This is a genomic window from Gordonia sp. DT101 (genome assembly GCF_049844895.1).
Lineage (GTDB): Bacteria > Actinomycetota > Actinomycetes > Mycobacteriales > Mycobacteriaceae > Gordonia.
In genome coordinates this window covers 493,427-505,201 of record NZ_JBNCLX010000004.1, presented here as the reverse complement: position 1 = coordinate 505,201, position 11,775 = coordinate 493,427, and the positions used below count along the sequence as shown (strand labels likewise).

General features: G+C 64.3%; 13 protein-coding genes. 7 read left to right on the top strand and 6 right to left on the bottom strand.

Going from position 1 to position 11,775, the window contains the following annotated elements:
• Positions 1–68: 68 nt before the first annotated feature.
• Genes ACLQ3I_RS17225 through ACLQ3I_RS17200 form a run of 6 tightly spaced genes read right to left on the bottom strand, consistent with a single transcriptional unit; the run spans position 69 to position 5,689 of the window.
• Entirely contained in the window at positions 69–386 is a 318-nt protein-coding gene (locus tag ACLQ3I_RS17225) for a hypothetical protein (protein WP_425789334.1), read from the bottom strand.
• A complete protein-coding gene (locus ACLQ3I_RS17220; protein WP_425789336.1) occupies positions 352–774 on the bottom strand; it encodes a hypothetical protein in 423 nt (140 codons plus the stop codon). The genes ACLQ3I_RS17225 and ACLQ3I_RS17220 overlap by 35 nt, the downstream gene beginning before the upstream one ends.
• Positions 771–1,481, bottom strand: coding sequence for an ABC transporter ATP-binding protein (locus tag ACLQ3I_RS17215; protein WP_425789338.1), 711 nt, complete (start codon positions 1,479–1,481; stop codon positions 771–773). Before ACLQ3I_RS17215 ends, ACLQ3I_RS17220 begins: the two co-directional genes overlap by 4 nt.
• Positions 1,478–2,191, bottom strand: coding sequence for an ABC transporter ATP-binding protein (locus ACLQ3I_RS17210; RefSeq protein WP_425789340.1), 714 nt, complete (start codon positions 2,189–2,191; stop codon positions 1,478–1,480). The genes ACLQ3I_RS17215 and ACLQ3I_RS17210 overlap by 4 nt, the downstream gene beginning before the upstream one ends.
• Positions 2,169–4,307 (bottom strand): ABC transporter permease subunit, encoded by a 2,139-nt coding sequence (locus tag ACLQ3I_RS17205; RefSeq protein WP_425789342.1) that lies wholly within the window; start codon positions 4,305–4,307, stop codon positions 2,169–2,171. Before ACLQ3I_RS17205 ends, ACLQ3I_RS17210 begins: the two co-directional genes overlap by 23 nt.
• Positions 4,307–5,689, bottom strand: a complete 1,383-nt coding sequence (locus ACLQ3I_RS17200; RefSeq protein WP_425803493.1) for an ABC transporter substrate-binding protein — start codon at positions 5,687–5,689, stop codon at positions 4,307–4,309. Before ACLQ3I_RS17200 ends, ACLQ3I_RS17205 begins: the two co-directional genes overlap by 1 nt.
• Positions 5,690–6,037: 348 nt before the next feature.
• Here ACLQ3I_RS17200 and ACLQ3I_RS17195 point away from each other — a divergent pair, with 348 nt between their 5' ends.
• From ACLQ3I_RS17195 to ACLQ3I_RS17165, 7 genes are read left to right on the top strand one after another with little or no spacing between them, the layout of a single operon-like run.
• Entirely contained in the window at positions 6,038–6,586 is a 549-nt protein-coding gene (locus tag ACLQ3I_RS17195; protein WP_425789346.1) for a carboxymuconolactone decarboxylase family protein, read from the top strand.
• A gap of 4 nt (positions 6,587–6,590) precedes the next feature.
• Positions 6,591–7,862 (top strand): aromatic ring-hydroxylating oxygenase subunit alpha, encoded by a 1,272-nt coding sequence (locus ACLQ3I_RS17190; protein WP_425803491.1) that lies wholly within the window; start codon positions 6,591–6,593, stop codon positions 7,860–7,862.
• Positions 7,843–8,169, top strand: coding sequence for a hypothetical protein (locus tag ACLQ3I_RS17185; RefSeq protein ID WP_425789350.1), 327 nt, complete (start codon positions 7,843–7,845; stop codon positions 8,167–8,169). The genes ACLQ3I_RS17190 and ACLQ3I_RS17185 overlap by 20 nt, the downstream gene beginning before the upstream one ends.
• The gene (locus ACLQ3I_RS17180; RefSeq protein ID WP_425789352.1) at positions 8,169–9,380 is read left to right on the top strand and encodes an amidohydrolase family protein; all 1,212 of its coding nucleotides are present in this window, start codon (positions 8,169–8,171) and stop codon (positions 9,378–9,380) included. The genes ACLQ3I_RS17185 and ACLQ3I_RS17180 overlap by 1 nt, the downstream gene beginning before the upstream one ends.
• Positions 9,367–9,798, top strand: a complete 432-nt coding sequence (locus ACLQ3I_RS17175) for a nuclear transport factor 2 family protein (protein ID WP_425789354.1) — start codon at positions 9,367–9,369, stop codon at positions 9,796–9,798. The genes ACLQ3I_RS17180 and ACLQ3I_RS17175 overlap by 14 nt, the downstream gene beginning before the upstream one ends.
• Positions 9,795–10,913, top strand: a complete 1,119-nt coding sequence (locus tag ACLQ3I_RS17170; RefSeq protein WP_425803488.1) for an acyl-CoA dehydrogenase family protein — start codon at positions 9,795–9,797, stop codon at positions 10,911–10,913. The genes ACLQ3I_RS17175 and ACLQ3I_RS17170 overlap by 4 nt, the downstream gene beginning before the upstream one ends.
• Positions 10,906–11,691, top strand: coding sequence for an acyl-CoA dehydrogenase family protein (locus tag ACLQ3I_RS17165; RefSeq protein WP_425803485.1), 786 nt, complete (start codon positions 10,906–10,908; stop codon positions 11,689–11,691). Before ACLQ3I_RS17170 ends, ACLQ3I_RS17165 begins: the two co-directional genes overlap by 8 nt.
• Positions 11,692–11,775 lie beyond the last annotated feature (84 nt).

The following is an 11,775-nucleotide window of genomic DNA, read 5'->3' as shown; positions in this document are numbered from 1 at the left end:
TGTGCTTGTGCCGGACATGCGCGCGCACCGGCCCTCCCGTTTGTCGGGCCGGTGCGCGCGGCTGCCGGTCAATCCGATGCCGGGAGCGCTTTCGCAGACTTGAGGGTCATCTCCGTGCCATCACAGATGAGGGGACCCGCGCCGGCTGCGGCGCATAGCAACTCCACGGTTTCGTCGGCGTTGACGTAACGCTTGCCGATCAGCACACCGGGTGCCGATCCGTCTTTCGGCGGCTGTGTCACCGATTTCACCGGCTGTACTGGCGTTTCACCACAGATGATCTCGGCGACACCGTCGGCCGGAGCCTTGACGACGACCACCTTCGTGGTGCACGTCGGACATGCCAACTGCTCACCCGCGCGCAACGGCGGGACTCTCGTGGTCATTGCGAATATTCTCCTTCGCATCGGTGGTGTGTTTTCCGGCCACCGGGGCCGGGGCAAGGCGCTCGCCGAAGGTGTTGAGATCGAACGACTGCCGTGCCAGCCAGAAACGCAGGAAGTTGGTCAGCGAGTAGCGCAGGAAGACCGCCGACCCGACGATGGCGACGGCCACGCCCGTGAGTGCGATCGTCAGCGCGTCACGCTGGACAAGTGGGTCGGATGTGTTGTGCGACATCAGATAAGCGACCACGCCCAGAGCGACGCCGATGACCATGGCGGCCACCCCTAGTCGAACCCACAGTTGAGATCTGGCAGCAGCGGGATCGGGGATCTTCAGCTTCTCGAGTTCCTGTGTGAATCGTTGCGCCCGGTCATCCGATGTGGCGGTCATGTGGCACTTCCTAGGTAGAGGTTGGCGAGTTCATTTCTGAGTGATTCTCCTGGCGGACCCTCGTATTCCACCTGTCCGCGGACCAGTACAGCGGCATGATCGGCCATGTCGAGCACTGCCGAAGCGAACTGCTCGACCACCAGGACGGCGACACCGTCACGAGCGATCTGGGCCACGTGCTCGTAAAGCTTCTCCACCACGAGGGGGGCCAGGCCCATCGAGAGTTCGTCGAGGAGCAGTACCGCCGGATCTGTTGCCAGCCCGCGCGTGAGGGCGAGCATCTGCTGTTCACCGCCCGACAGGGTGCCTGCGGTCTGCGATGCACGTTCCTCGAGGATCGGGAACCTCGAGAAGGCGATGTCCTCGATCTGCTCTCGCGACTTTCCGGTGAACGTCATCATCCAGAGGTTCTCGCGTACCGTCAGATTCGGGAACACCCCACGGCCCTCGGGGATCAGACACAACCCGGCCAGCGCCGCATTCCGGGATGCGATGCCGGTGACGTCGCGACCGCCGTAGAGAATCCGGCCCGAGTCCACCGGATGCACACCCGCAGCCACTTTTTGGGTGGTGGTCTTGCCGGCGCCGTTGGGTCCGAGCAAGGCCACCACTTGGCCGGCGTGAACGCTGATGTCGACACCGTGCAACGCCGTGATGCCGTCGTAGCCGGCGCGAATATCGCAGAGTTCGAGTAACGGTGGAATCATGCTGTCCCCAGATAGGCGTCGAGTACCGCGGCGTTCTGGCGCACCGATTCCGGTGGCCCGGAGGTGATGATCGAGCCCAGGTCGAGCACGTGGACCTGGTCGCAGACACTCATCACGAGTTCCATGTCGTGTTCCACCAGCAGGATTGCCACCCCGTCGGCAGCCACTGTGCGGAGGATCCCGGCGAAGCGCTCGGTCTCTTCGGCATCCTGTCCGGCCGCGGGCTCGTCCAGGAGGATCAGATCCGGTTGCGTGGTCAGCGCTCTCGCCACCTCCACCTGACGACCAACGCCGGTCGGCAGTGAATCGGCGAGCCGGTCGGCGTACGCCTCGAGCTGGGCGCGCTCGATGACCCCGTCGACCAGTTTCGTCACGTCACGTCCGTGGCGGCGGAGCTCGGCCGCGACGAGCAGGTTGTCGCGGACACTGAGCCGGCCGAACAGTTCGAGCCCTTGGAACGTCCGTGCCATACCGCGCTTGGCGCGCTGCGCCGGGCCCAGCCGGGTGATGTCCTTTCCATCGAGGACCACAGAGCCCGTATTCGGCCGCCGAAGGCCCCCGATCACGTCGAACAACGTGCTCTTGCCGGCACCGTTGGGTCCGATCAGCCCGGTGATGTGTCCGCGCTCGGCGGCCAGATGAACACCGTCAAGCGCCCGGTGCGCGCTGAAGGACACCGATACATCACTAACTTCCAGCAGCGACGGCACGATCCAACACCTCCTCGTCATCTTCGGACCATGGCCGGGAGATACCCCACCATTCGACCGGGATCTCCGGGTCATCGGACCCGTCACCCGCATGCCTGCGACGTTCACGCCAACCTGCGAACAGCGGAGTGAGTACCGCTGCGACGACCATTGCCAGACAGAACACGTAGCCGTTGATCACATCGGCAAGCCGCAGCAGCCACGCGACCAGCGTCCACCCCACGAGGGCACCCATCACCACACGATCGGCAAAGGCGGTGTCCCATTGCTTGCGTAGCGCCGCGATTCCGCCCTGTTTGACCGCCCTGGCCCCGAAGGCGATGCCGAGGAGCGCCGGAATCGCCTGGGACACCTCACGCAGCATCGGCCACAACACGCCGATCGCGTTGAGCGGCCCCGCGAGTGCCGCACCCGTGAAGAGTCCACTCCCCACGGTTCCCATTCCTGCCAGGACCACGACCAGGAAGATCGGCAGTCCCGAGATGAAGTTGAACTGGTCTCCGGTCACCGATCCGAGTTGCATGCCGTACAACGCACCCCCGAGTCCGGCCAACGCGGAACTCATACCGAAGACGAGCATCTTCGATATGAGGAGGTTGCCGCCGAGAGTGGCGTAGGCCGCCTCGCTGTCGCGGAGCGCGATCAGCTTCCGCCCGAGGCGACCGCGCCGGAGCAGCGCCACGCCGAGCGTGGCGACCGCGAGGACCACCGCCGCGAACACAGTGGTGCGTTGCGGAGTGTCGATGGCATAGCCGAACAATGTAGGGCCCGGCACCTCGACCGAGCCCTGGTCGAAGAACGAGATGTGCACGCCGAAGAGATCAAAGGCGGGAAGGGTGAAGATCCACCGATCGAAGATCACCGCGATCGCGGCCGTCCCCAAAGCGAGATACACCCCCGACAATCGCAGTGCCGGCAGCGCGATTGCCGCTCCTACGATGCCGGCGATCACCATCGCCGCGATGATCGCCCACCACTGACCGTTCGCTCCCAGGTGGCCACAGACGATCGCACCGATACCGGCGAGCGTGATCTGGCACAACGAGATCTGGCCGGCGTAACCCGCGAGCGGCACGTAGGAGAGCGCCAGCACACCGAACGCGAAGATCTGGCCATAGGTGAGCAGGTCGCCGTCGCTGAGCACTGTCGCCAGAATCAGACCGGACCACACAATCACCAGGGCGAAGAAGATGGTGCCTCGCAGCGACGGCAGCGGCACCGGGCTCAATTGACGATCTCGGCCCCGTAACCGTCCGTGCGGAAAGGCCAGCAGGGCGAGCAGCAGCAGAATCGCGGGAGCTGCCAAGCGAATTCCGGGAAGGTACGCGTTCTGCGGCAGATATCCCGTCAGATAACTCTCCATGCAACCGACCACGACCGCGCCGAGGAAGGTGAGGGGGAGACTCTTGAGCCGACCGAAGATCGCCGCTGCGTATGCACTGACGATCACCAATGACAGTGACATTGCATCGAGCGCGACCACCGGAGCGATCAGGACACCACCGATGGCGGCCAGCTCGATTCCCAGCACCCACGCGATCCGATTGGCACGCACCGGATCTGCTCCGGTGAGACCGACCAGCGAGCGGTCGTCGACCGTGGCACGCATCTCGGTACCGGCCCGCGTCCGGAACAACAGGATGCGCAAGCCGGCAGCCACCAGGATTGCGACGATCATCGTGAGTGCCTGGTGCCAGGTCACCGTGGCACCGAAGACATGGAACGGCTGCTGGTCGGCGAAGAACTGCGGCAGGTTGCGCGGTTCGTTCGGATCCCAAATCCATCGCGCCACCGCGATGAGGCCGCTCAACAGCGCAACCGTCATCACCAGCTTCTCGGCTTCACCGAGGGGCTGCACCGGACGCATCGCGATCTCGACGAGCAGCCCGAACAGTGGCGTCAGCACGCCGAGCACCACGACCAACGACAACCAGACGGGCCATCCCCAGCCGATGCTGAACTGCCAGTACGTGAATGCCGCCATCATGCCGGCGGCGCCGTGGGCGAAGTTGAAGACACCGGTGGTGGTGTAGGTGACGACCAGCCCGCCGCTGATCACTGCGTAGATCGCGGCGGTGCTGAGTCCGACCACGCCGAAGGCGAGGAATTGATCCATTACTGCACGTCACTCATGCTCTTGCCGACATCGGACAACTTCATTCCGTTGCCGTACTGACCGGTCCACTTCTTCACCGGGATGTTGCAGCGGTACGCCCCCTGGTCGGGACCGAAGTCGGCCGGCGTCCACCCGTTCGCGGTCGACTTCTCGACGTTGAAGCACGGCGACGGCGCCGCACCCGGCATGAGATTCTGCGGGGCCTGCAGCCCACCCGCGGTCCATTGGGTTTCCTTGGTCGCGGCACCGAGTACGCATGCACGGGTCACATTGTCTCCGCAGCTCGCCGCCGACTTGGCGAACACCAGCCAGGCCGAGAAGGCGCGCAGCGCGGGGAGGGTGATCGTGGCGTCGGGAGCGTACTTCTTGTACAGCTCCTTGAGCTGGTTCATCACCGGGTCTGTGCTCTCGATCGGCAGGACACCGCCGAGGTCGACGAGATTGTTCTGCTGCTCTGCCGATGAACCGATCAGGTCGAGGAACGACTGACTGTAGGCGTTGTTGTTCGCATCGATCCAATCGGGCTTGTAGTTCATGCTGGTCAACACGCTCTCGAGCTTGGCGAGCTGCTTGTAGTCCCCGAAGAAGATCAGACCTTTGACGCCCTTGTTCTTGATCGCCTGCGCGTACGGGGTCCAGTCCGACACTCCGGCGGCGGGATACACATCGTTGTAGACGAAGGTGCCACCGGCGGCCTTGACGGTCTCGGTCTGAATGTCACCGAGGACCTTGGTGACCGGAGAGTCTCCGTTGATGATGCCGACCGCATTCGCGGACTGCGGATACGCGTCCTTCAACAGCCACTCGCGGAATTGGTAGTAGGGCAGGTAACCGAAGACCTGCGACGGTGACGCCTGCACGCTGAGGTCCGCGCCGAGTTCGCTCAGCTGAGCGACCTGCGCGGGGAAGTTCGGGAGGAGGCATGACAGCCGATCCTTGGTGCCCAGCGCATCGAGAGCCGCTCCACCACCGACGAGCGCGAAGTCCTGCTTGCACGCCTCGGACATCTGCTGCCGGACTGCCATGAGTTTCGTGTCTCGCGTCGTCGCCACGAGTTTGCGACCGTTGATCCCACCGTTGTCGTTGCACCACGACGTGAAAACCTTTGCCGCGTCCCCGAACTCCGAGTTCTTGGTGAAGCCGACATCAGACATGACACCGACCTGGATCTGATCGTCGGTGACCCCCTGCGCGGTGGCCCCCTTCGCGGATCCGTCCTTGCACACATCCGTCAGATCACCGAACGAGCTCGAAACGCTCGACGAGGATCCGGTTCCCGCCGCCCCGCTCTCCTCGGTCCCGCTCCCGTCGCGGCCGCCACATCCAGCGGCAGTAAAGGCCACCACCACGATGGCCATCGCGAGTATTCGCTGTGCTCTCACCTGATTCTCCTCAATGACGTCTCCGGGCCGGCCTATCCCACCGGGATTCGAGAGCGTCTGGCGAAGGCCGTCGGATCAGTTCCGAAGCGCAGCCGTGGCATCCCTGCTCTCGCTAATGAGAAACTAGCTTCTCCTAAACGAAGAATCAACACATTGGGAGATCCAGGTCACAGACTCATCGCACCCGCGGGTGCGCGACGTCGCAGGATGCCGGCAAGCAACCCTGACATCCGACTCTGCAGGCCTCGCGGTACGCCAGGAAACATGCGCCGATCCATTGACTCGCGGGGCAACTCGTGAAAACGTAGTATCCGTCATTGAGAATGTGATTCTCCGAAGGAGGGCCGAATGCGGCTGACACCCTTGCCGGGCGACCAGTGGGACGACGACGTCGATGCCGCACTGGCGGGCATGCTGCCGAAGAGGCGACGGAATCCCCAGGGTGCCGGCAATGCGCTGGCAACCCTCGTACGCCACCCTGATCTCACCAAGGCATTCATGCCGTTCAACGTGCACCTCTTGTTTCGGTCCACACTGTCCGACCGGATTCGTGAGGTCGCCATCCTCCGGGTCGCTGAACTCAGCAAATCGGACTACGAACTCGAGCACCACACGGGTATGGGCCAGTCCGTCGGGATGACACTCCGAGAAATCGACGACGCGCGCAACGGAGTCGCGCTCGACCCCGTCGAACAACTCGTCCTCGAGGCGGTCGGCGAGTTGGACCGTCACCACGCGATCCTCGACGCGACCTGGAAGTCCCTCGCCGAGCACCTCACCGACCGACAGGTGATGGATCTGGTCTTCACGGTCGGCGCCTACTCCACATTGTCCATGGCATTCAACACGTTCGGCATCGAGCCGGATCGCGAACTCCAGCCTGAATACGAAAGGTAAACCATTGGCACACTTCAAGAAACCCGCCGAAGGAAGTTGGACCGAGCACTTCCCCCAGCTCGGGACAGCTCCGGTGGACTACACCGACTCGATCGATCCCGAGTTCTATGAGAGCGAACGCGAGGCGATCTTCAAGAAAACCTGGCTCAACGTCGGCCGGGTCGAGCGCCTCCCCAAGAAGGGCAGCTACTTCACCCGCGAGCTGGCGGCGGCCAACACGTCGCTGATCATCGTCAAGGGCAAGGACGACGTCGTCCGGGCCTTCCACAACGTCTGCCGACACCGTGGCAACAAGCTGGTGTGGGACGACTTCCCCAACGAGGAGACCGCCGGCACCTGCCGACAGTTCACCTGCAAGTACCACGCCTGGCGGTACGACCTCACCGGCGATCTGAGTTACGTCCAGCAGGAGGGTGAGTTCTTCGACCTCGACAAACAACAGTTCGGCCTCAAGTCGGTCCGGTGCGAGATCTGGGAAGGGTTCATCTTCATCAACCTCGACCCGAACGCCGAGTCGCTGGACGACTATCTGGGCACCTACGGCAAGGGACTCCAGGGCTATCCGTTCCATGAGATGACCGAGGTCTACAGCTACCGCGCCGAGGTCGGCAGCAACTGGAAGCTCTTCATCGACGCCTTCGCCGAGTTCTATCACGCCCCGGTACTGCATCAGAAGCAGGCCGTGAAGGACGAGGCCGACAAGCTCATGAAGGTCGGTTTCGAAGGCCTGCATTATGACTTGCAGGGCCCGCACTCGATGGTCTCGTCGTGGGGCGGCATGGCGCCACCCAAGGATCTGAACATGGTCAAGCCGATCGAGCGCATCCTGCGGTCGGGTCTCTTCGGTCCGTGGGATCGACCCGACATCGAGGGCCTGGATCCGCTGCCGCCTGCCATCAACCCAGCCGGCGCGGTCCCCTGGGGCGTCGACGAGTTCGAGTTCTTCCCGAACATGTCGCTGCTGTGCTGGGCGCCGGGTTGGTATCTGACGTACCACTATTGGCCTACCGCGGTCGACCGGCACATCTTCGAGGCCAAGCTCTACTTCGTGCCGCCGAAGACGGTCCGCGAACGCCTCGCCCAGGAGCTGGCCGCGGTCACCTTCAAGGAGTACGCGTTGCAGGACGCGAACACTCTCGAGGCGACGCAGAAGATGATCGAGACCCGCACTGTCACCGATTTCCCCTTGTGCGACCAGGAGATCCTCCTGCGTCACCTACACAAAACGGCTGTCGACCACGTCAAGGAGTACGAAAATGCCAAAACTGCCAGCTGAATTCGCGGAACTGGAGAAGTACTCGGACTGGTGCCTGCCCACCGAGGCGCAGCGCTATGCGAAGCGGCTCGAGTCGAGCATGGCGGACATGCAGGAGTTCTACGACGCGGCGATGAAGCGCCTGGACGACGCGTGCGTCTTCGGTGACAAATTCCCCCTCGACGACCTGCCCGAGGATGTACGTTCGCTGATCCACCTCATGCAGTCTCTGGTGATGGTGTCGTTCCCCGTAGAGGTCTGGAAGCAACCGCGGGTTCCCGACAGCGGTGCCGCCTGGGCCGAACTCGTCTCCGAACCCGTGGTCTGATGGTCACTCTGAAAGCGGCCGGTCTGGTCGACGTCGACACGGGTGAGCTGATCACCCCGGGCATCATCCGTGTCGACGGCGATCGGATCGTCGGAATCGGTGGCGAGCCAGAGGGCGAGATCATCGACCTCGGCGACAACATCCTCCTCCCCGGACTGATGGACATGGAGGTCAACCTGCTGATGGGTGGCCGGGGCGAACGACCCGTCTACTCCACGGTCCAGGATGACCCGCCGACCCGGATGCTGCGTGCGGTGGGCAACTCCCGCCGCACGCTCCGCGCCGGCTTCACCACCGTCCGCAACCTCGGACTCTTCGTCAAGACCGGCGGATACCTACTCGACGTCGCGTTGGGTCGGGCCATCGACAAAGGGTGGATCGACGGACCGCGCATCGTGCCGGCCGGACATGCGATCACCCCCACCGGCGGCCACCTCGACCCGACGATGTTCGCCGCCTTTGCGCCCCATGTCCTGGACCTCACCCTCGAGGAGGGCATCGCCAACGGCGTCGACGAAGTGCGCAAGGCCGTGCGGTATCAGATCAAGCACGGCGCGCAGCTGATCAAGGTCTGCGTGTCGGGCGGCGTCATGTCGCTCACCGGAGAACCTGGGGCGCAGCACTATTCGTTCGACGAGTTGTGTGCCATCGTCGACGAGGCGCACCGTCGCGGTCTGCGAGTGGCATCACACACCCATGGCGCCGAGGCGGTCAAGCAGGCTGTGAAAGCCGGTATCGACTGCATCGAACACGGCTTCCTGATGGACGACGAGGCGATCAAGATGCTGGTCGCGAACGATACCTTCCTGGTTCCGACCACCCGGCTGGCCGACGCGATGGATGTCTCGCACTCCCCGCCCGAGCTGCAGGCGAAGGCGGCCGAGATGTTCCCGAAGGCCCGGATCTCGGTGAAGAAGGCGTATGACGCCGGGGTGAAGATCGCGGTCGGCACAGATGCGCCGGCAATTCCCCACGGCAAGAACGCGGACGAACTCGTGGCGCTCGTCGAGCGCGGGATGCCGGCATCCGCGGTACTGCGTGCGGCCACCGTCACCGCCGCCGAGTTGATCCGGGTCGACGACCGCGGCCGGCTGGCCGAGGGGCTGCTCGCCGACATCATCGCCGTTCCCGGAAATCCACTGGAGGACATCACCGTCACGCAGGATGTCCGCTTCGTGATGAAAGGTGGCAAGGTCTTTGTCCAGAAATGACGCATCCAGAAATGACGACCTGATCGACATCGAGCAATTGCTCGCCAAGTACGCGGTCACGATGACCAAGGGTGACACCGAGGGCGTGGTGTCGGTGTTCACCCCGGACGGCACCTACAGCGCGTTCGGCGAGGTCTATCCCCTCGACCAGTTCCCCCGGCTGGTCGAGGCGGCGCCGAAGGGCCTGTTCCTCACCGGCACCGCCCAGATCGACCTCGACGGCGACGAGGCGACCGGCACGCAGCCCCTCTGCTTCATCGATCACACCCAGCAAGACATGCGTATCGGTTACTACAACGACACCTACGTCCGAACGGACGACGGCTGGCGATTGCGCACCAGGGCGATGACGTTCATCCGCCGCAACGGCGAACACAATTCGGGCCGCCCCCACGCGATCTCCTTCACCGGAGAATGAACACCGAAGAGTTCGGCACGGCCGAGTTCCGGGCGGTGGTGCGCGAGTGGCTCGACACCAATGACCTGTCCTCCGGCGACGACCACTCCTTCGACGCCCAGGTCGCCCAGCTGTCCCGTGTCCGGCGAGCCCTCTACGACGCCGACTGGATGCGTTACGGCTGGCCTGCCGAGGTCGGCGGACTCGGCGGCGAGGCCGTGCTGCGGGCGGTGCTCGGCGAAGAGGTCGCGACACGCAATCTCGCCGAACCGGGCATCTACTCGATGATCGAGGTGCTCGCACCGACCGTCATCTCCTACGCGCGGCCCGAGTTGGCCGCTGAGATGGTGCCACGACTCCTCAACGGCGACGAACAATGGTGCCAGGGCTTCTCCGAGCCCGGGTCCGGAAGCGACCTGGCCTCACTGAGTACGCGCGCCGCGCCGGATCCCGACACCGACACGTGGATCATCAACGGCCAGAAGGTATGGACCAGTCTCGCCCAGTTCGCCGCCCGCTGCGTCCTCCTGACTCGCACCGGCCCCGGTCACGAGGGCATCACTGCGTTCTTCGTGGACATGGACACCCCCGGCATCACGGTGCGACCGCTGCGGACGATGCACGGCGTGGACGAGTTCGCCGAGGTCTGGTTCGATGACGTCGTGGTGCCGGCCGACCGGATGCTCGGCCGGCCCGGCGACGGATGGCGGGTCGCCATGGACCTGCTGCCGCACGAGCGATCGACATGCTTCTGGCACCGCATCGCCTATCTGTATTCCATTCTGGACAACCTTGTGCAGCAGTCGGATCCCGTAGACGACCTCGATCTCGGTGCGGCTTACCTCGCCGCGCACACCGTTCGGTCCAGGTCATATGCGACGCAACAACGATTGGGCGCGGGCGGCCGGCTCGGTCCGGAGACGTCGATCGACAAGGTGCTGCTGGCAACCGCCGAACAACAACTCTTCGACACCTGTCGCGATCTGGTGCCAGGTGCGATCGAGTGGACCGATCCGGTCCTGCGGTCCGAGTATCTCTATTCTCGTGCGGCGACGATCTACGGCGGCACCGCCGAGATCCAGCGCAACATCATCGCGCGCCGACTACTCGATCTGGGAAAGGGTGACAGTGGATAGCGCCGAACAGGATCTCTTCGCCGACACCCTGCGCAAGGTCATGTCGTCGAGTTCCGGGCCGACCCTCGACAAGGCGCTGGCCGAACTCGGGTGGTCGGAGATGCTCGCCGACATCCCCGATGTCGCGATACCACTCGTGTTCCGCCTGCTCGGCGAAACCGGCACGCACAGCTCCATTCTCAACGACGTCCTGTTGCTCGCCCACGACGGTGAACCCGGCTCCGTGGTGGCCCTGCCGTTCGTGGGGCACCGGTGGGTGGAGTGGACCCGGGAGCACATCGACGGGCAGGACTCGATCGATCCGGAGCTACCGCTGCACGAGGTGACCCGTGGCGTCGACGTCCCGCTCGCCCAGGCTCGTCTGGCACTCGGCTGGTGGCTGCTCGGCTCCAGCCGGGCGATGCTCGATCTCGCGCGGACCCATGCACTCGACCGCACACAGTTCGGTCGACCGATCGCGGCGTTCCAGGCCGTTCGTCACCGACTCGCCGAAACGCTGGTGGCCATCGAGGGGGCCGAGGCCACCCTCCGGGTTGCGCAGGACGACTTCGGCGCTCTTCTCGCGAAGGCGGCGGCCGGTCGGGCCGCGTCGATCACCTCACGACATGTCCAGCAGGTTCTCGGTGGTATCGGATTCACGGCGGAGCATCCGTTTCACCGGCATGCCCGCAGGGTCATCATGCTCGATTCGTTGCTGGGCAGTAGTCGAGAGCTGACGCGCGAGGCAGGTGCCCTGATCCGCACCTCGCTGACCGCTCCGCGGTTGATCGACCTCTGAGCGGAGTCGTCTCGTCTCGAACTCCGGGCATCACAGACACTTCGGGCCGGCCTCGAATCGAGGCCGGCCCGAAGGGGTTTCCGT

Excerpts from the sequence above, each read along its gene's own strand:
- ACLQ3I_RS17220 (WP_425789336.1), bottom strand. The coding sequence starts at position 774 with ATGACCGCCACATCGGATGACCGGGCGCAACGATTCACACAGGAACTC.
- ACLQ3I_RS17215 (WP_425789338.1), bottom strand. The coding sequence starts at position 1,481 with ATGATTCCACCGTTACTCGAACTCTGCGATATTCGCGCCGGCTACGAC.
- ACLQ3I_RS17180 (WP_425789352.1), top strand. The coding sequence starts at position 8,169 with ATGGTCACTCTGAAAGCGGCCGGTCTGGTCGACGTCGACACGGGTGAG.
- ACLQ3I_RS17170 (WP_425803488.1), top strand. The coding sequence starts at position 9,795 with ATGAACACCGAAGAGTTCGGCACGGCCGAGTTCCGGGCGGTGGTGCGC.
- ACLQ3I_RS17225 (WP_425789334.1), bottom strand. The coding sequence starts at position 386 with ATGACCACGAGAGTCCCGCCGTTGCGCGCGGGTGAGCAGTTGGCATGT.
- ACLQ3I_RS17185 (WP_425789350.1), top strand. The coding sequence starts at position 7,843 with ATGCCAAAACTGCCAGCTGAATTCGCGGAACTGGAGAAGTACTCGGAC.
- ACLQ3I_RS17195 (WP_425789346.1), top strand. The coding sequence starts at position 6,038 with ATGCGGCTGACACCCTTGCCGGGCGACCAGTGGGACGACGACGTCGAT.
- ACLQ3I_RS17205 (WP_425789342.1), bottom strand. The coding sequence starts at position 4,307 with ATGGATCAATTCCTCGCCTTCGGCGTGGTCGGACTCAGCACCGCCGCG.